General features: G+C 74.0%; 14 protein-coding genes. 3 read left to right on the forward strand and 11 right to left on the reverse strand.

Annotated elements, in window-relative coordinates:
- Window positions 1-94: 94 nt before the first annotated feature.
- From hutH to hutU, 4 genes are all read right to left on the reverse strand, one after another.
- Complete coding sequence (gene hutH, locus OVA32_RS00710; protein ID WP_041104432.1) at window positions 95-1,708, reverse strand: histidine ammonia-lyase; 1,614 nt, start codon at window positions 1,706-1,708, stop codon at window positions 95-97.
- Between the two features lie 29 nt (window positions 1,709-1,737).
- Entirely contained in the window at window positions 1,738-2,943 is a 1,206-nt protein-coding gene (gene hutI, locus OVA32_RS00715; protein ID WP_036384398.1) for an imidazolonepropionase, read from the reverse strand.
- A 47-nt stretch (window positions 2,944-2,990) separates the two neighbouring features.
- Entirely contained in the window at window positions 2,991-4,367 is a 1,377-nt protein-coding gene (locus OVA32_RS00720; protein WP_095353585.1) for a YjiH family protein, read from the reverse strand.
- Between the two features lie 117 nt (window positions 4,368-4,484).
- Window positions 4,485-6,182 carry a urocanate hydratase gene (gene hutU / locus OVA32_RS00725; protein WP_049147830.1) on the reverse strand — a complete coding sequence of 566 codons (1,698 nt, stop codon included), beginning with the start codon at window positions 6,180-6,182 and terminating at the stop codon, window positions 4,485-4,487.
- A 150-nt stretch (window positions 6,183-6,332) separates the two neighbouring features.
- Here hutU and OVA32_RS00730 point away from each other — a divergent pair, with 150 nt between their 5' ends.
- Window positions 6,333-7,046, forward strand: coding sequence for an IclR family transcriptional regulator (locus OVA32_RS00730; RefSeq protein WP_041104426.1), 714 nt, complete (start codon window positions 6,333-6,335; stop codon window positions 7,044-7,046).
- A gap of 114 nt (window positions 7,047-7,160) precedes the next feature.
- Here the strand turns inward: OVA32_RS00730 and OVA32_RS00735 are convergent, their stop codons facing one another.
- Both OVA32_RS00735 and OVA32_RS00740 read right to left on the reverse strand, forming a co-directional pair.
- Entirely contained in the window at window positions 7,161-7,700 is a 540-nt protein-coding gene (locus OVA32_RS00735) for a hypothetical protein (RefSeq protein ID WP_036315779.1), read from the reverse strand.
- Window positions 7,701-7,837: 137 nt separating this feature from the next.
- On the reverse strand, window positions 7,838-8,623 hold the full coding sequence (locus tag OVA32_RS00740) for a carbon-nitrogen hydrolase family protein (protein WP_036315777.1): 786 nt from the start codon (window positions 8,621-8,623) through the stop codon (window positions 7,838-7,840).
- Between the two features lie 170 nt (window positions 8,624-8,793).
- Here OVA32_RS00740 and OVA32_RS00745 point away from each other — a divergent pair, with 170 nt between their 5' ends.
- Window positions 8,794-11,013 (forward strand): catalase, encoded by a 2,220-nt coding sequence (locus tag OVA32_RS00745; RefSeq protein ID WP_020624966.1) that lies wholly within the window; start codon window positions 8,794-8,796, stop codon window positions 11,011-11,013.
- A 127-nt stretch (window positions 11,014-11,140) separates the two neighbouring features.
- Here OVA32_RS00745 and OVA32_RS00750 read toward each other — a convergent pair whose 3' ends face one another.
- Complete coding sequence (locus tag OVA32_RS00750) at window positions 11,141-12,430, reverse strand: adenylosuccinate synthase (protein ID WP_036315830.1); 1,290 nt, start codon at window positions 12,428-12,430, stop codon at window positions 11,141-11,143.
- Window positions 12,431-12,566: 136 nt separating this feature from the next.
- On the opposite strand from OVA32_RS00750, the gene OVA32_RS00755 reads away from it, so the two are divergent.
- The gene (locus OVA32_RS00755) at window positions 12,567-13,118 is read left to right on the forward strand and encodes a hypothetical protein (protein WP_036315775.1); all 552 of its coding nucleotides are present in this window, start codon (window positions 12,567-12,569) and stop codon (window positions 13,116-13,118) included.
- A gap of 21 nt (window positions 13,119-13,139) precedes the next feature.
- Here OVA32_RS00755 and bioD read toward each other — a convergent pair whose 3' ends face one another.
- From bioD to bioB, 4 genes are read right to left on the reverse strand one after another with little or no spacing between them, the layout of a single operon-like run.
- Window positions 13,140-13,847, reverse strand: coding sequence for an ATP-dependent dethiobiotin synthetase BioD (bioD, locus tag OVA32_RS00760; protein WP_051995272.1), 708 nt, complete (start codon window positions 13,845-13,847; stop codon window positions 13,140-13,142).
- Window positions 13,829-16,300: an aminotransferase class I/II-fold pyridoxal phosphate-dependent enzyme gene (locus OVA32_RS00765; protein WP_223247495.1), complete on the reverse strand. Its 2,472-nt coding sequence runs from the start codon at window positions 16,298-16,300 to the stop codon at window positions 13,829-13,831. The genes bioD and OVA32_RS00765 overlap by 19 nt, the downstream gene beginning before the upstream one ends.
- Window positions 16,297-17,685 (reverse strand): adenosylmethionine--8-amino-7-oxononanoate transaminase, encoded by a 1,389-nt coding sequence (gene bioA, locus OVA32_RS00770; protein ID WP_036315772.1) that lies wholly within the window; start codon window positions 17,683-17,685, stop codon window positions 16,297-16,299. The genes OVA32_RS00765 and bioA overlap by 4 nt, the downstream gene beginning before the upstream one ends.
- 7 nt (window positions 17,686-17,692) lie before the next feature.
- The gene (gene bioB / locus OVA32_RS00775; RefSeq protein ID WP_267714716.1) at window positions 17,693-18,928 is read right to left on the reverse strand and encodes a biotin synthase BioB; all 1,236 of its coding nucleotides are present in this window, start codon (window positions 18,926-18,928) and stop codon (window positions 17,693-17,695) included.
- Between the last annotated feature and the right edge of the window lie 6 nt (window positions 18,929-18,934).

Here is an 18,934-nt window from a genome sequence, read left to right on the forward strand (position 1 = left end):
CCCCTCCACACACAGAGTGGTCACGACACGCCGTCTCGTGCAGACGCACGCGGCGTGTCGTGACCACTCTGCGGCGTCGGACCACGCTGTGGCGTCAGTGCCCCTCGGCCTCGGCGCCCTCGGACTCCTCGGCCAGGTCCTGCGGCTCGGCATCGGCGGATACGCCCGCGAGCGCCTCCGCCACGGCGGCCAGCACGGACCCGTCGCGCAGGGCCTGCTCGGCGGCGGCCAGCTGCGGGGCCATGTACTGGTCCGGGCCGGGGCCGGGCACGCCGGCCTCGCGGATCACGCGGACGGCGGCACCGGTCGCGGCGGAGGGCTGCAGCGGCGCGCGCAGCTCGATCGCGCGGGCGGCGGCCACGAGCTCGACGGCGAGCACACGGCGGAAGTTCTCCACGGCCGAGCGCAGCTTGCGGGCAGCATGCCAGCCCATGGAGACGTGGTCCTCCTGCATCGCGGAGGACGGGATGGAGTCCACGGACGCGGGCACGGCCAGGCGCTTCATGTCCGAGACGAGCCCGGCCTGCGTGTACTGGGCGATCATCATGCCGGAGTCCACGCCCGGGTCGTCCACGAGGAACGCGGGCAGCCCGTGCGAGCGGGCCGGGTCCAGCATGCGGTCGGTGCGGCGCTCGGACATGCTCGCGACGTCGGCCACCGGGATGGCCAGGAAGTCCAGCACGTACGCCACGGGCGCCCCGTGGAAGTTGCCGTTCGAGCTCACCCGGCCGTCGTCGAGCACCACCGGGTTGTCCACGGTGGCGGCGAGCTCGCGCTCGGCCACGGTGCGCACGTACGCGAGGGTGTCGCGCAGGCCGCCGGCCACCTGCGGGGCGCAGCGCAGCGAGTAGGCGTCCTGCACGCGGGAGTCGCCCTCCTTGTGGCTGGCCACGATCGGCGAGCCCGCCAGGATCTTCAGCATCCGGTCGGCGGAGGTCGCCTGGCCCGGGTGGGGGCGCAGCGGCAGGTGCAGCTCCGGCACGAACACGCGGTCGGTGCCGAGCAGCGCCTCCACGGACATCGCGGCGGTGAGGTCCACGGTGTCGGCGAGCTCCTCGAGGTCGGCCAGCGCCATGATGAGCATGCCGAGCATGCCCTCGGTGCCGTTGACGAGGGCCAGGCCCTCCTTCTCCCGCAGCTCGACCGGCTCGATCCCGGCCTCGGCGAGCGCCTCGCCGGCCGGACGCAGCGCGCCGTCCGTCCCGACGACGTCGCCCTCGCCCATCAGCGCCAGGGCCACGTGGGAGAGCGGTGCGAGGTCACCGGAGCAGCCCAGGGAGCCGAACTCGCGCACGGCGGGGGTGATGCCCGCGTTGAGCATGGCCACGAAGGTCTCGACCACCACGGGGCGCACGCCCGTGCGGCCGGAGGCCAGCGTGGTGGCCCGCAGGAACATCAGCGCGCGGACGACCTCGCGCTCCACCACGGGGCCCATGCCGGCGGCGTGGGAGCGGATCAGGGACTTCTGCAGCTGCGCGCGGGACTCGAGCGGGATGTGCTTGTCCGCGAGCGCGCCGAAGCCGGTGGACACGCCGTAGGTGGGGGTCTCGGCCTCGGCCAGCGCCTCGACGTGGCGGCGCACCGCGCCGACGGTCTCGAGCACGTCGTCGGCGAGCACCACGCGGGCGTCGTGGCGGGCCACGGCGACGACGTCGTCCAGGGTGGCCCCGGACGTGCCGAGCGTGACGGTGACGGGAGGGGTGGTCATGGTGATGCGTTCTCCTTGCTGTCGGTCGATCAGACGGCCCGGCGGCCCGCGCGCCAGACCGCGTGGGTCAGCGGCATGCCGGGGCGGTAGGCCAGGTGGATGGCGGCGGGGGCGTCGAGCACGTGCAGATCGGCGCGCTTGCCGACCTCGAGGCTGCCGACGCGGTCCTGCGCGCGCAGGCCGAGGGCCCCGCCGAGGGTGGCGGCGCGCACGGCCTCGGCGAGGGTCAGGTGCATCTGCAGCACGGCGGTGCCCACGTTGAAGTTCATGGACGTGGTGTAGCTGGTGCCCGGGTTGCAGTTCGAGGCCAGGGAGACCTCGATGCCGGCGTCGAGCAGACGACGCGCGGGCGCCAGCGGGGCGCGGGTGGACAGGTCGCACGCGGGCAGGCAGCCGGCCACGGTGCCGGGCGTCCCGGTGGCGGAGGCGCGGTCCCAGTCGGCCCAGGTGCCGGCCAGGGCCTCGACGTCCGCGTCGGAGAGGTGGTTGACGTGGTCCACGGAGGCGGCGCCGAACTCCACGGCCACGCCCACCCCCGGGCCCTGCTCGATCTGGTTGCCGTGCAGGCGCACGCCCAGGCCCGCCGCCACACCCGCGGCGAGCACGCGGCGGGTCTGCTCGGCGTCGAAGGCGCCGGTGTCGCAGAACACGTCCACCCAGCCCACGTGCTCCCGCACGGCCGCGAGCATCGGCCCGACGACGTCGTCCAGGTAGTCCTCCGCATCCCGGCCCGGGGGCACGAGGTGGGCGCCGAGGAAGGTCACCTCGTCCACGAGGCCCTCCTCGCGCAGCCCGGCCAGCAGGCGCGCGTGGCGCGCCTCCTCCTCCACGGTGAGCCCGTAGCCGGTCTTGGTCTCGAGGTAGGTGGTGCCGCCGGCCACCGCGTCGGCCACCCGGCCGCGGACCAGCTCGGCCAGGCGAGCGTCCGAGGCGGCGCGGGTGGCGGAGGTGGTCACGCCGATGCCGCCGGCCGCGTAGGACTCGCCGGCCATGCGGGCCTCGAACTCGGCGGAGCGGTCCCCGTCGAACACGAGATGCGTGTGGGAGTCCACCCAGCCCGGCAGCACGGCGCGGCCCTCGACGGACACCCGGTCGTCCGCCTCCGGGGCGTCCGCGGCGGGGCCGATCCAGGCGATGCGCTCGTCCTCGACGACGACGGCCGCGTCCGTGAGCACCCGCCCTTCGGGGTCGACGGTGGTCAGCTCGGCGATGTCGGTGATGAGCGTGGAGCGCATGGGGGCCTCTCTGCGGGACGGACGGGGGTGGGCCGGTGGGGCGGGCCTCAGGTGAGCGCGGCCACCAGGTGGGCCAGCGGCGTGGCCAGCACGATGGTGAGCGCCACGCGCTCGACCCAGATCACCAGGAGGTGCCACATCTTCACGGGGATGTCCGTGGCCAGGATGGCAGGAACCACCGCGGAGAAGAAGATGATCGCGGAGACGCAGACGACGCCGATCACGAACCGGGCGACGAGGTCCTCGTGACCGGCCGCCATCGTGGCCGGGATGAACATCTCGGCGATCGAGGTGGCGGAGGCCGAGGCCAGCAGGCCGGGGTCGGAGTAGCCGAGCGCCCAGAACAGCGGGTAGAAGATCACGCCGATCCACTCGAACACGGGCGTGTACGTGGCCAGGACCAGGGCGATCAGGCCCACGGACATGATGGACGGCAGGATCTGGAGCACCATCACGAGGCCGTCCCGGAAGTTGACCCAGATGTTCTTCGGCAGGGACGGGGCCTCGGCGAGGGTCTGCTCGGCGGCGCGACGGGCCACCCGGAAGCGGTCCCGGGTGACGGCCAGCTCGGGCGAGTGCACCGCGCCGGGGTACACCTCGTCCGGGATGCGGCTCAGCGGCGGGATGCGCACGGTGATGGCCGTGACCGCGAACGTCACCACGAGGGTGCCGAAGAAGTACCAGAGCCAGATGTCCATCAGGCCCAGCGTCTTGGCGACGATCACCATGAAGGTCGCGGACACCGTGGAGAAGCCGGCGGCGATGATCGCCGCCTCGCGGGCCGTATAACGGCCGCCGGTGTACATGCGGTTGGTGAGCAGCAGGCCCAGGGCGTAGGAGCCCACGAAGGAGGCCACGGCGTCGACGGCGGCGCGGCCGGGCACGCGCCAGATCGGCCGCATGGCCGGGCGCAGGTAGACGCCCACGAACTCCATGAGGCCGTAGCCGATCACGAGGGCCAGGAAGACGCCGCCGATGGGCACGATCAGGCCCACGGGCACCACGAGCTTGTCCATCAGGAACGGGCCGATGCTCTTGTCCAGGATCCAGCTCGGGCCCACGCCGAACACGACCATCGCCGAGGCGACCAGGCCGAGCACGGCGAGGAGGGCGAAGACCGTCCGGGTGGTGCTGGTCCGCCAGCGGCCCGAGGCGAACGGGTACACGGCGCCGGCGGCGATGATGGCCAGGCCCACCCAGCGGTCGGCCGGGCCGAGCAGCCCGCGCACCCAGGTCACCAGGTGGTCCAGCGGGATGGAGCTCGCCCCGTTGATCGTGACGGGCACGAAGAACATGACGATGCCGATCGCCGAGTAGACGATCATGCGCCAGCGCGCCGGCGGGCGGGGCGCGTCGGCCTCGATCGCGGCCATCGCGGTGGTGTCGGTGTGCAGCTCGTGGTCTGCGGGGCGGGACGAGTCCATCGTGGTGTCCTTTCGATCGCGAGCCGGACGGGCGGCCGCCCGTCCGGCTCGCGGCGGTGAAGTCGTCGGACGGCGACGGCGCGGCGGCACCGTCGCCGTCCGACGACGTGACCGGGGTCAGTCCCGGATCGTGGCCTCCATGGGCACACGGACGCCGCGCTCCTTCGCCACCTCGGCGGCGCGGGAGTAGCCGGCGTCGACGTGGCGGATGACGCCCATGCCCGGGTCGTTGGTGAGCAGCGCCTCGAGCTTGGCCGCGGCCAGCTCGGTGCCGTCGGCCACGCCCACCTGGCCGGCGTGGATGGACCGGCCGATGCCGACGCCGCCGCCGTGGTGGATCGACACCCAGGTGGCACCCGAGGAGGTGGCGGTCAGCGCGTTCAGCAGCGGCCAGTCGGCGATCGCGTCGGAGCCGTCCAGCATGGACTCGGTCTCGCGGTACGGGGAGGCCACGGAGCCCGAGTCGAGGTGGTCGCGGCCGATCACGATCGGCGCCTTGACCTTGCCCTCGGCCACGAGCTGGTTGAAGAGCAGGCCGGCCTTGTGGCGCTCGCCGTAGCCCAGCCAGCAGATGCGGGCCGGCAGGCCCTCGAACTCCACGAACTCGGCGGCGCCGTCGAGCCAGCGGTGCAGGTGCTCGTTCTCGGGGAACAGCTCCTTCAGGGCCTCGTCGGTCACGCGGATGTCCTCCGGGTCGCCGGAGAGCGCGGCCCAGCGGAACGGGCCGAGGCCCTCGCAGAACAGCGGGCGGATGTAGGCCGGGACGAAGCCCGGGAACTCGAACGCGCGGGAGTAGCCGGCCTTGCGGGCCTCGTCGCGGATGGAGTTGCCGTAGTCGAACACCTCGGCGCCGATGTCCTGGAAGCCGACCATGGCCTCGACCTGGCGGGCCATGGACTCCTGGGCCTTCTTGGTGAAGGTGTCCGGGTCGGCCTCGGCCTCGGCGTGCCAGTCCTTCTCGTCGATCTCGATCGGCAGGTAGGACAGCGGGTCGTGCGCGGAGGTCTGGTCGGTGACGATGTCGATCTCGACGGTGCCGGCCTTCTGGCGCTCGAGCAGCTCGGGGAACACCTCGGCGGCGTTGCCCACGAGGCCCACGGAGACGGCCTCGCCGTCGCGCTTGGCCTGCATGACGCGCTCGACGGCCTTGTCGATGTCCGTCTCCACCTCGTCCAGGTAGCGCTTGCCCATGCGACGGCGCAGGCGGTCCTCCGAGACGTCCACGATCAGGCAGACGCCGCCGTTGAGGGTGACGGCCAGGGGCTGGGCGCCGCCCATGCCGCCGCAGCCGCCGGTGAGGGTCAGGGTGCCCTTGAGGGAGCCGTCGTAGCGCTTGCGGCCGATCGCGGCGAAGGTCTCGTAGGTGCCCTGCAGGATGCCCTGGGTGGCGATGTAGATCCACGAGCCGGCGGTCATCTGGCCGTACATCATCAGGCCCTCGGCCTCGAGCTCGCGGAACTCCGGCCACGTGGCCCAGTCGCCCACCAGGTTGGAGTTGGCGATCAGCACGCGCGGGGCCCACTTGTTGGTACGGAACACGCCCACCGGCTTGCCGGACTGCACCAGGAGGGTCTCGTCCTCCTCGAGGTCCTTGAGGGTGGCGACGATGGCGTCGTAGGCCTCCCAGGAGCGGGCCGCGCGGCCGGTGCCGCCGTAGACGACGAGGTCCTCGGGACGCTCGGCGACCTCGGGGTCCAGGTTGTTCATGAGCATCCGCAGCGGGGCCTCGGTCTGCCAGGACTTGGCGGAGAGCTCGGTGCCGCGCGGGGCGCGGATGGTGCGGGACGGGTCGTGCTGGGTGAAGCCCACGGCCATGGCAGTTCCTCTCGACGGGGTGCGTGCGCCGCCGGGACGGGTGGCCCCGGTGATTTCACGGCTCGGCATGCACTTTCCGAACATTGAAACAGTGACTCGGCTCACGCGCAAGCCCGATCCGCGTGTCCCGCACCCGTTACGCTCCCTCTCATGACCACCACCCCCACCGCCTCGACGCGCACCGTGGACCGGGCCCTGGACCTGCTCGCCGCCGTCACCGAGCAGCCCCGGCTGAGCCTGACCGAGGCCGCCCGCGCCACGGAGCTGCCGGCGTCCACGGCGCTGCGCCTGCTGCGCAGCCTCGAGGGATCCGGCTTCGTGGCCCGCGACGACGACGGCGCCTACCGCCCCGGCGTGCGCCTCATCCAGCTCGGGGCGCGGGCCTTCTCCCGAGACTCGCTCGTGCAGCTGGCCCGCGGGCCGATGGACCACGTCGTGGCCGCCACGGGCGAATCCGTCTACCTCTCGGTGACGACCCCTCCGGACTCCGCCGTCTACCTGGCGATCGTGGAGGGCACGCACTCCGTCCGCCACACGAACTGGGTCGGACGCACCGTCCCCCTGGCGGGCACGGCCGTGGGCGACGCCCTGCGCGGCAGCGTGGCCGCGGGGGACTACACGCTGCGCACCCGTTCCGTGGAGAAGGACGTCACCTCGCTGTCCGCCCCCATCAGCGTGGCGGGCACGGTGGTCGGTGCGCTCAGCACGCTCGTGCCGGCCTACCGCTGCACGGACGAGCTGGCGGACCGGTGCGGGGCGGCCCTCGTCGCCGCCACCGGCGAGCTCGCGCACCTGCTCGGGGCGGCCGACACTCCCAGGGAACGCCCAGCCGACTCCCCTGGAAAGCCCAAGGCGAGTTCGTAGGCTGAAGCCACCTCATCGAAGGTGCGAGTGATGACGGAGAAGGCCCCGGGCCCGGCGAGAGCCGGAACCGGGGCCTTTCTCTGCGGCCGGCGCCCGAGGCGCCGGTTGCGGGGATCAGCGGCGGGAGGAGACGACGCCCGCCCAGAGGCCGCCGAGCAGGCCCGCCACCGGCAGCATCCAGAACAGGTGCAGGCCCGCCCCGTAGAGGACGGTGTTGGAGAACACCGCGAACAGGCCCACGGCACCGAGGAAGCCGCCGACCACGCCACCGACCACGTAGCGCACGACGGAGCGGGCAGCCCCGCCCATCAGCAGCACGACCAGGTAGCCGGCCGCGCCCGCCAGGGCGCCGCCCACCAGGCCGAACATGAACGACTGCACCAGCACGACCCAGCCGTGGCCGGTCTCGCCCAGCGCCACGGAGCCGTTCGGATCACCCAGGTCGCCGGTGAGCACGCGCACGACGTTGCCGATGATCACGACGAGCACCGAGACGAGGATGACGCGGTTGGTGAAGCCCCAGCCCTCCACCGGGCCCAGCGGCTCGAGCACCTCCTCCTCCACCACGGCGTGGCGCACGGGGCGGGCCGGGGCGGTGTGGGCGTTCGCGGCGTGGGGCTGGACGGCGTGGCTGCCGTCGGCGTTGATGGTCATCTCTGATCTCCCGTCCCGCCCCGGGCGGGGCGCGTTCCGAGCGCCGGGGCGCCCGTCTGGTTGCACGTCTGACGTGATTTTAGGCTTTTCCCAGCCCGAGGGGGTAATGGTGACCCGTCCGCCGGGCGGGGGGCGGCTCAGAGGACGTCGGTGCGGCGGTTGGCGAGCGAGGGGAGGAACTCCCGGACCTCGTCGATCCGCTCGCGGGTGACCTCCGCGGTCACCACGGCCTCCCGCTCGTCGGCGAGCTCGGCGACGGGCAGCGCCAGCGGGTCCACGATCATCGAGTGGCCCACGGTGCCGTCCGAGCACGTGTCGGCCGCGGCCACCCACACCGTGTTCTCCACCGCGCGGGCCTTGAGCAGGGTGCGCCAGTGGTCCACCTTGTGCTCGCCGGAGAACCACGCCGCGGGGATCACGAGCACGTCCGCGCCCTCCACCGCCAGACGCCGGGACAGCTCGGGGAAGCGCAGGTCGTAGCAGGTGAGCAGGCCCAGGCGGAGCCCGCCGAGCTCGATCGCCGCGACGCCGCCGTCGCCGGGGGTGATCCGGTCCGACTCGCGGTGCGCGAACGCGTCGTAGAGGTGGAGCTTGCGGTACGCGCCCAGCCGGGCGCCGTCCGCGCCCACCGCCAGCAGCGTGTTGTAGGGACGCCGGTCCGGTCCCGGCTCGTAGCCGCCCGCGACGACGGCGATCCCGTGCTCACGCGCCAGCGCCGCCAGGCCCGCGGCGAACGGCTCCCAGGCCGCGGCGACGGCGTCGGGGAACTCCTCCCCCACCTCGCGGGCCCCGAGCATGGCCTCCTCGGGCAGCACCAGGAGGTCCGCCCCCTCGCCCGCGGCGCGGGCGGCGAGGCGGGCCATCACGGCCAGGTTCTCCTCGACGTCGCCCACGGGCCCGAACTGTCCGACGCTGATCCTCATGCCCCCAGGGTAGCCAGGCCCCTGCCGGTGGCCGTCAGCCCTGGTCAGCGCTGGGGCCAGCCGCCACGCTGGGGACCGGGCACGACGTCGGCCCGCATCGGCCGCCGTCGTCCTCCGCCCCCGATCCGCGCGGCACCGCGCGGCACGTCGACACCACAGGAGCAGACGCGATGACCACCCAGCAGCCCGACATCCCCGGCACGCCGGGGCCGATCACCCCCGACCTCGAGGAGCACACCGCCCTCACCCACCCGGACCAGCCCGTGGCCGTCCCGGCCCCGGACCAGCGCGGTCCGGCACAGGTCTCCCCCACCGGCCAGGACACCGGCGCCGACCCCGCGACCGCCGCGCAGGGCTGCCCGTACCTGACCACCGCGCACGGTGTGCGCCTGCAGGACTCGGACCACTCGCTCAAGGCCGGCCGCCGCGGCCCCACCCTGCTGCAGGACCACCACCTGCGGGAGAAGCTCAGCCACTTCGACCACGAGCGCATCCCCGAGCGCGTGGTCCACGCCCGCGGCGCCGGCGCCCACGGCGTGTTCCGCGGCTACGGCACCGCCGCGAAGATCAGCCGGGCCGGACTCTTCGCCAAGGACAAGGAGACGGAGGTGTTCGTCCGCTTCTCCACCGTGGCCGGCTCCCGCGGCTCCATGGACCTGGCCCGCGACACCCGCGGCTTCGCCACCAAGTTCTACACGGACGAGGGCACGTGGGACCTGGTGGGCAACAACATCCCCGTGTTCTTCGTGCAGGACGCCATCAAGTTCCCGGACGTGGTGCACTCGGTGAAGCCGCACCCGGACCGCGAGATCCCGCAGGCGCAGTCCGCGCACGACACGTTCTGGGACTTCGTGTCCCTGCACACCGAGGCCCAGCACCACACCCTGTGGAACATGTCCGACCGCGGCATCCCGCGCTCCTACCGCATGATGGAGGGCTTCGGCGTCCACACCTACCGTCTGATCGCGGCGGACGGCTCCACCGTGCTGGTCAAGTTCCACTGGAAGCCGATGCTCGGCGTGCACTCCGTGACCTGGGAGGAGGCGCTGCTCACCAACGGCATGGACCCGGACTTCCACCGGCGTGACCTCGCCGACGCGATCGAGGCCGGCGCCTTCCCCGAGTGGGAGCTCGGCGTGCAGGTGTTCGAGGACAACGAGGAGCAGATGTTCGAGGGCATCGACCTGCTCGACCCCACGAAGCTGGTCCCGGAGGAGCTCGCCCCCGTGCAGCCCCTCGGCCGCATGACGCTGAACGCCAACCCGTCCAACTACTTCGCGGAGACGGAGCAGGTGGCCTTCAACCCGGCCAACCTCGTGCCCGGCATCGACGTCACCAACGACCCGCTCCTGCAGGGCCGCCTCTTCTCCTACCTGGACACGCAGCTCACCCGCCTCGGCGGGCCGAACTGGAACCAGCTGCCCATCAACCGCCCGCACGCCCCGGTCAACGACATGCTGCGTGACGGCTTCCACCAGAGCGCCGTGCATCGCGGCGTGGCGCCGTACCGGCCCAACTCGCTCGACGGCGGCCTGCCGTACGAGACCCCCGCGGACGACCACGCGTTCATCGAGCACCCGGAGCCGCTGCCGGCCTCGGTGAAGGAGCGCGCGCACGCCGCGTCCTTCGACGACCACTTCTCGCAGGCGCGCCTGTTCTTCCTCTCCCTCTCCGAGGTGGAGCGCGAGCACGTGGCGCAGGCGTACACGTTCGAGCTCGGCAAGTGCTACGAGCAGACCATCCGCGAGCGCCAGCTGGCCCACCTCGCCGCGATCGACACGCGACTGGCCCAGCAGGTCGCGGACGGCCTGGGCATCCCCGTCCCCGCGCCGACCGAGACCCCGGCCGACGTGCAGCCCTCCCCCGTGCTGTCCCAGATCGGCGGGGCGTGGCCGCTCGACGGCCGTCAGGTCGGCGTCGTGGTGGGCGAGTCCGTGGACGAGAAGGAGCTGGACGCCCTCGTGCAGGGCATCCACGGTGCGGGCATGGTCCCGCTGGTCATCGCACCGAAGGGCGGCCCCGTGGCCGGGGAGATCGTGGCCCAGCGGACCTACCTGACCGCCGCGTCCATCGAGCTGGATGCCGTGGTCGTGGCCTCGCCGGCGGCCCCCGCCGCAGACGCCGCCCCCAGCCTGGACCAGAAGGCCGGCGCCGCCGACTCCGAGGCGGTGGACCCGCGCGTCGTCAAAGTGCTGCAGGAGATGTGGCGCCACTCGAAGGCGATCCTCGCCCTCGAGCCGGCGGAGGCCGTCCTCGCTGCCGCCCAGGTGTCCGGCAAGGGCGTCGAGTCCGCGGCGGACGGCGCGGCCGCCGTGGCGGCGCTGAAGCAGCTCCTGCCCGCGCACCGCGTGTGGGACCGCTTCCCGACGACGGGCCGCCTGGCCGACTGACCGGCGGACCCCCGGGCGCTTTCGAACGTGAGATAGGGCCTATCTCACGTTCGAAAGCGCCCATTCGCCCTCTTTCACGTTCGAAAGTGCAGGCCAGGGTGGGCCGGGGGCGGGGCGGCGGGCCGGGTCAGTCCTCGATGAGGTCGCGGACCTGGACCACCTGATCGCGGCCCGGGCCCACGCCGATCGCGGAGATCCGGCAGCCCGAGAGCTTCTCGAGGGCCTCCACGTAGCGCTGGGCGTTCAGCGGCAGATCCGTGAACGCGCGGGCGCCCGAGATGTCCTCGGTCCACCCGTCGAAGAGCTCGTACACCGGCTTCGCGTGATGGAACTCGGTCTGGGTCATGGGCATGCGGTCGTGGCGCACGCCGTCCACCTCGTAGGCCACGCACACCGGGATCTTCTCGATGCCGGTGAGCACGTCCAGCTTGGTGAGGAAGTAGTCCGTGAAGCCGTTGATCCGCGCGGCGTAGTGGGCCATGACGGCGTCGTACCAGCCGGTGCGCCGCGGGCGGCCGGTGTTCACGCCGAACTCGCCGCCGGTGGTGCGCAGCTGCTCGCCCATCTCGTCGAAGAGCTCCGTGGGGAACGGACCGGCGCCGACGCGCGTGGTGTAGGCCTTCACGATGCCGATGGTGCGGGAGAAGCGGGTGGGGCCGATGCCCGCGCCCACGGCCGCGCCGCCGGCGGTCGGGTTGGACGAGGTCACGAACGGGTAGGTGCCGTGGTCCACGTCCAGGTAGGTGGCCTGGCCGCCCTCCATGAGCACCACCTTGCCCTCGTCCAGGGCGTCGTTGAGCAGGTTCACGGAGTCCACGACCATGGGGCGCAGGCGGTCCGCGTAGCCCAGGAAGTACTCGGCGATCTCGTCCACGGTCACGGCGCGGCGGTTGTAGAGCTTCACCAGCAGCTCGTTCTTCTGCCGCAGGGCGCCCTCGATCTTCTGGCGCAGGATCGACTCGTCGAAGATGTCCTGCACGCGGATGCCCAGGCGGGCCACCTTGTCCATGTAGGTGGGGCCGATGCCGCGGCCGGTGGTGCCGATCGCGCGCTTGCCCAGGAACCGCTCGGTCACCTTGTCCATGGTCTGGTGGTACGGCGCCACGAGGTGGGCGTTGGCGGAGATCTTCAGGTGCTCGCACGGGTGGCCGCGGGACTCGAGCCCGTCGATCTCCTCGAACAGCGCCTCCAGGTTCACCACCACGCCGTTGCCGATCACCGGCACCGCGTTGGGCGAGAGGATGCCGGCGGGCAGCAGCTTGAGCTCGAACTTCTCCCCGTTGACGACGACGGTGTGCCCGGCGTTGTTGCCGCCGTTCGGCTTGACGACGTAGTCCACTCGCCCGCCCAGCAGGTCGGTGGCCTTGCCCTTGCCCTCGTCGCCCCACTGGGCTCCGACGATCGCGATCGCTGGCATCTGCATCTCTCCTCAGGGCCGCGGGTCGCCCCGGACCGGCCCGTACATGGAAAACGCCCCCTTGCGGTGCACGCGGAGGCCGTACCCCCGAATCCTACCAGCGTGACGGATGCCACCCTCTGGCTACGCTGGCGCCATGAGCACCGCAGCGCCCGGCACCCAGCACTCGGAGTTCGCCTCCCCGACCCCCACCCGCAAGGGCCCGAGCGTGGGCACGTGGCGCCCCTGGGCCGTGCTGCCGTGGGCGCTGGCCCTCCTCGCCCTGCCCCTGATCGCGCTCGCCCTGCGCTCCAACTTCGGCGCGAACGGCTGGATGACGGTCATCTACATGGTCTTCGGCGCCCTGCCCCACGAACTCGTCCTCGTGCTCATGGTGGGGAGCCTGTTCCTCCTGCCCCGCGTGGACCCGCAGGATGAGCAGCGGGGCGGCATCCGGCTGGGGCGCCTGCTGCACACGCTGCTGGGCATCTCCTGGGGGTCCTTCGCGCTGGCCGCGATCATCTTCCCCGACGGCGGCGACCACCCGGACTCCGGCGCCACGACCCCGGTGCTCATGGACCTGCTCGGCAAGAGCACCGCGATGGACGTCGGCCTCGTGGGCGGCCTCGCCCTCGCGGCCGTCAGCGCCCTCACCGGTCTCGCGGTGATCGTGGTGTGCGTGGTGCGGCGGATCCGCGCCGTTCGCTGAGCACGCTCCCGACGACGGCGGTCAGCGCGCCGACATGACGCGCGGCGGGGTGCCCCGCGGCACCGTCTCCAGCACCGCCCCGTGGGCGCCGGCCAGGCGGGCCAGGAACACGAGGTTGGCCCGCTCGACGGGGTCTGGGTCCGCGGCCACGCCTCTGACGAGGATCCGCTCCGGCGCCACGCCACGGGCGGCGGCGTGCTCCACCGTGAGGCGCGCGTGGTTCTGCGTGCCCAGCCCGGGGCGCGCCACGACCGTCAACCCCGCGTCGAGCCCGGCCGCCCGCAGCGCGCGCACGGCGTCCACAGGCCCCTCGTCGGCCTCGGTCCACGCCACGGTGATCCCGCCGGCGCCCTCGATGAGCAGGTGGTCGACGCCCGCGGCGAGGCCACGCCACCGGCCCAGCTGCTCACCCAGAGGCGGCAGAGGGGGCGTCCCCTCCCCCGCGTGGGCGACCGCGTCCACGGGGGCCATCGCGGGGCCGACCCGCGCCCCCTCGGACACGGTCAGGCGGGCCGGAGCGGCGGCGTCGAGCGCGCCGGATGCGGCGGCCGCGGCCACCAGGTCCCGGACGGTCTCGACGTCGCCGGCCTCCCCCGGTGCGACGCCCGTCTGCACCGGCTTGTCCACGTGCACGCGGAGCCCGGCCACCAGGGCACGGGCCGCGAGCGCGGCGGTGCCCCACGTCTTGCCGACGTCCGTGTCCGTGCCGGTCACGACCTCGATGCGCATGTGTCCACTCCACTCTGCTCGATTCGGATGTCCTCGCCGCCGTGCCACGGTCCGGGCGTCACGAGCACGTGCTGCGGCGCCTGGAAGGAGAGCAGGCGCAGCCACGTCGCCGGCGGCCCGGTGAGCCGGGCGTCCGGCAGCAGGCGGGCGACCTCGCGGACCACGAGGGCGGTCTCGAGCTCCGCGAGCCCGGCCCCGAGGCAGCGATGCAGGCCGAAGCCGAAGGCGAGCCGGGCGTCGTCGTGCTGTTCGCCGCTGAGGTGCAGCAGGAGCTCGTCGCCGGCGCGGACCTCGTGCTCGCCGACGCGGACGTCCGCCGTGGCGAGGCGCCGCCAGGTGGGCACCGAGGAGCTCGTCCGGAGGCACTCGGCCACGAGCTCGGCCGCGGCCGCCTCCGCCGCATCGGCTCCGGCGCCCCCGTCCGCCCCGGCGCCGAGCGCGGCCCAGCGGGCGGGGTCGGCCAGGGCGCGGGTGAGCGCGGTGGAGATGAGCAGCCGGGTGGTCTCCTGCCCGGCGATCACCAGGAAGTAGCCGAGGGAGACGATCCGCTCGTCGTCGACGCCGGCCTCGTGCAGCGCCGCGAACAGGTTGCCGGGCTGTGCGTCGTCCCCGCGCGCCTCGACGACGGCCCCGCGCAGCCACCGGTGGAAGTCGGCGGCGGAGCGGGCGAGCCGCAGCTGGCGGTCCTCGTCCGGCCAGCCCCAGAACAGTTCGAGGGAGTCGGCGCTCCAGCGGTGCAGCTGCGCCTCGGGCGGGTTGGGCACGCCGGTCAGGGCGGACATCACGCGCGCCGGGACCGCTGCCGCCACGGTGGTCGCCAGGTCCACGGCCCCGCCTGCGCGGCCGGTGTCTGCGAGGGCGGCCGTGAGGGCCGTCCGGGTGGTCGCGAGGATCCGGCCGCGGGCTTCGCGCACCTTCGCCGGGGAGAAGAACGGCGCCACGACGCGACGCACCGCCCGGTGCTCCTCCCCGCCGGCGGAGGCGAGCACGGGCGGCAGCCGGAAGCGGGCGGCGGCGAGGATGCGGCGGGCCGGGCCGCTCAGCGGGACGACCGCCGTGAGGGCGTTGTCCGAGGCGAACGTCCCGGGGTCGGTGAGCACGCGCCGCAGGTCGGCGGGATCGGAGATCCGCAGGTGGTCGCCGCGCACGGCCTCCGGCCGCGGGTCGCCGTGGGCGAACGGGCAGCCCGTGGACGCGCCCCACGCCCGGGCGGCCACGCTCGCCACCGCCTCCAGCGCCGCCCGCAGCCGGGGCTCGGGGACGGCGGTGGTCACGCTCACGCGGAGGCGGGCGATGCCGTCGGGCACGCTGGGCGGGCGGAAGCATCCCACGAGGACGCCGTGCGCGCGCAGCTCCGCGGCCGCGGCGACGGCCTGCTCCGGTCCGGGCATGCGGATCGAGTGGACGGCGCCCGCCCCGACCTCCACGTGCCCGGCCAGCTCGGTCCGGCGGGTGAAGACGTCCACGGCCGTCTCCCGGGCCCGCGCGAGCCGTGCCGCGGGCTCCCCCGTGGCGGCGATCCGGCAGGCGGCCGCCGCGGAGGCGGCGAGCACGGGGGCCAGGGCCGTGTCGAAGACGAAGGTGCGGGCGGTGTTGAGCACGTGGTCGCGCCAGGACCGCGCGGCGGGCCCGCCGAACAGGGCCAGACCGCCCTGGCCGCCGAGGGCCTTCGAGCAGGTGGCGGTGACCACGACGGGCGCCTGCCCCGCCCACAGTCCCAGGGCGCCCGTGCGGCTGCCGCCGGGGACCACGCCGAGCGAGTGGGCCTCGTCCACCACGAGCAGGGCGCCGTGTTCGGCGGCCAGGGCGGCCAGGGCAGGCAGGTCGGCCTCGTCCCCCAGCACGGAGTACAGGGACTCGACCACCAGCACGATCCGTCGCGCCCGCCCTTCGGCGCGCAGCCGGCCGAGGGCGGCCCGGAAGGCGGGCACGCTGTTGTGCTCCACCGTGGTGACCGACGCGCCCGGCAGGGGGGCGAACGCCCCTGAGCGGGCGGTGGCGGCGAGGGCGGTGCCGTCGCGCAGGCTCGCGTGGGCGTGCTCGTCCAGGAGGAAGGCAGTGCCCGGCCCGGCCAGGGCGCCGAGGACGCCGAGGTTCGCGGTGTAGCCGGAGGAGAAGGCGAGGGCGGCATCCGCGCCGGCCAGCGCGGCGGCGGCGGACTCGAGGTCGGCGTGCGCGGGATGCGTCCCCGTGACGACGCGGGAGGCCCGCGCCCCGACCGGTCCCTCGGTGGCGACGCGCGCGGCGGCGGCCCGCACGTCCGGGTGGGCGGCCAGGCCCAGGTAGTCGTTGGCGGCCAGGTCCACGACGTCCGACGACGGCGCGCCCGGCTCCGGCGGTTCGGCGCGGCGCTCCAGGCCGCGGCGCGCGCGGACGGCGGCCCGGGAGCCCAGCCACGAGGACCAGGGGTCGGCGGGCGTGCTCGTGGCCGCGCCGGCCTCGGCGGTGCTCATGCGCAGACCTCCTCGACGGCCCCGGTGACGGCCGCGCAGATCGTGGCGACGTCGTCGTCGGTGCTCACGTAGGGCGGCATCACGTACACCAGCCGCCGGAAGGGGCGCACCCACGCACCGCGGGCGACGGCGGCCCGAGTGACGGGCTCGACGTCCACGGTCCGGTCCAGCTCCACGACGCCGACCGCACCCAGGACCCGTACGTCGGTGACCGCGGGCAGGTCGGCGGCCGCCGCCAGCCCGGCGCGCAGCCCGGCCTCGACGCGGGACACCTGGGCGGCCCAGCCGTCGCGCGGGTCGGTGAGCAGGTCGAGGGACGCGGAGGCGACCGCGCACATCAGCGGGTTGCCCATGAACGTGGGCCCGTGCAGGAGAGCCCCGGGCATGCCCCGTTCCCGCCGGGAGACCGTCTCGGCGACCTCGGCGGTGCACAGCATGGCCGCGCCCGTCATGGTGCCGCCGGTGAGCGCCTTGCCGAGGCACAGCACGTCCGGGGCGACGCCGGCCCCTTCGCACGCGAGCCAGCGGCCGGTGCGGCCGAAGCCAGTGGCGATCTCGTCGGCGATGAGCAGGAGCCCGTGCTCGTCGCACAGCTCGCGCAGCACGGTGAGGCAGCGCGGGTCGTAGACGCGCATGCCCCCCGCCCCCTGGAGCACGGGTTCAAGGATCACGCCGGCGATCTCGTCCGCATGCGCGGCGGTGAAGGCGCGGGCCTCGTCCTCCCACGCGGCGAGGGCGGCGTCGTCGGCCTCCCAGTGGCCGGCCGGAGCGGCGTCGGGTGCCGTGGGTGCCGCGGCGAAGCCCTCGGGCACCCAGCGTGCCGCCGGCGGGCGGGGCAGGAACAGATGCCGAGCCACGAGCGAGGTGAAGGCCGCGTGCATGCCGTCCACGGGATCGCACACGCCCATGGGCGCGGCGGTGTCCCCGTGGTAGCCGCCGCGGACCGTGAGGAATCGGCGGCGGCTGGGCCGGCCGCGCGTCGCCTGGTACTGGAGGGCGAGCTTGAGCGCGACCTCCACCGAGACCGAGCCGGAGTCGGCGAGGAACACGTGCTCGAGCGCGGCGGGGGTGTGCGCGACGAGCCGTTCCGCCAGGTCGACGGCGGGCGCGTGCGTGAGCCCGCCGAACATGACGTGCGGGAAGGCCGCGGCCTGCCGGGTCAGGGCCTCGACGAGCGCGGGGTGCCCGTGCCCGTGCACCACGGACCACCAGGACGCCATCGCGTCGATGGCGCGGTGACGCTCCCCGCCCGGCCCCTCGAGGTCGAGGTGGACGCCCCGGGCACCGCGCACGGCGTAGAGCTGGCGGGCGCCGGCGGCCCCGTAGGGGTGCCAGAGGTGGGCGGCGTCGCGGTCGAGGAGGCCGGCTTCAGCGGGGGCGGTCACGGTGCGTTCAGGCGTTGGCGGGCTCGGCCGTGCCCGCACCCCGACGGCGCAGCTCGGGCTTCACGGTGCCCTCGGCGCCCGTGTCGGGTCGGGCGTCCTCCGCGGCCCCGGCCTCCGAGGCGACGGCCGCACCGGAGCCGCACGGGCCGGCGTCGTCCGTGCCGCCGCAGCAGCCGCCGGCCGAGGCGCCGTCGTCGGCCGCGGCCTGCTGCGCACGCTCCTCGGCGCCGAGCACGGTGAAGCCGGCGTCGGCGATCATCTGCAGGTCCGCCTCGGCGTCCTGGCCCTCGGAGGTGAGGTAGTCGCCGAGGAAGATCGAGTTGGCCACCTGCAGGCCGACCGACTGCAGGGAGCGCAGGTGCATCTCGCGGCCGCCGGCGATGCGCAGCTCCTTGTCCGGGCACGCCAGGCGGACCATGGCGAGGATGCGGAGGCACTCGAGCGGGGTGAGCTGCTGGTGGCCCTGCAGCGGGGTGCCGTCGAAGGGCATGAGGAAGTTGACGGGGATGGAGTCGGAGTCCAGGTCGCGGAGCGCGAGGACGGCCTCGACGAGCTGCTCGTGCGTCTCCCCCATGCCCGCGATCAGGCCGCTGCAGGAGGACAGGCCGGCGGCGCCGGCGCGCTGCACGGTGTCCACGCGCTGCTCGTAGGTGTGGGAGGTGCAGATGGACTCGTAGTGGGACTCGGCCGTGTTGAGGTTGTGGTTGTAGGCGTCGACGCCGGCGTCCTTGAGCTTCTCGGCCTGGCCGTCCTTGAGGAAGCCGAGGCACGCGCACACCTCGACGTCCGGGTGCTGGGCCTTGAGGTCGCCGACCATGCCGGCCACGCGGTCGACGTCGCGATCCGTGGGGCCGGTGCCGGAGGCGACCATGCACACGCGCGAGGCGCCGCCGGCGATGCCCAGGCCCGCCTGGCGGACGGCCTCCTCCGGCTTGAGCCACGTGTAGCGCAGGATCTCGGCCTCGGTGCCGAGACGCTGGGAGCAGTAGGTGCAGTTCTCCGGGCAGAGGCCGGTCTTGAGGCTGACCAGGTAGTTGACCTTGACGGTGCGGCCGAAGTGCTTCTCGCGCAGGCGCGAGGCCGCCGCGACGATGCGGAACGTGTCCGCGTCCGGGGCGTCCAGCACAGCGACGGCCTCCTCAGCGGTAAGCACGTGGCCCGCCTCGATGCGGTCCACGAGGGCCTCGGGGTCGAGGGCGGCGGGGCGGGGGTCGACGGCGGGGGCGTCCTGGGTGGCGGTCATGATGGC

It is taken from the genome of Micrococcus sp. SL257 (assembly GCF_026625585.1).
Classification (GTDB): Bacteria; Actinomycetota; Actinomycetes; order Actinomycetales; family Micrococcaceae; genus Micrococcus; species Micrococcus luteus.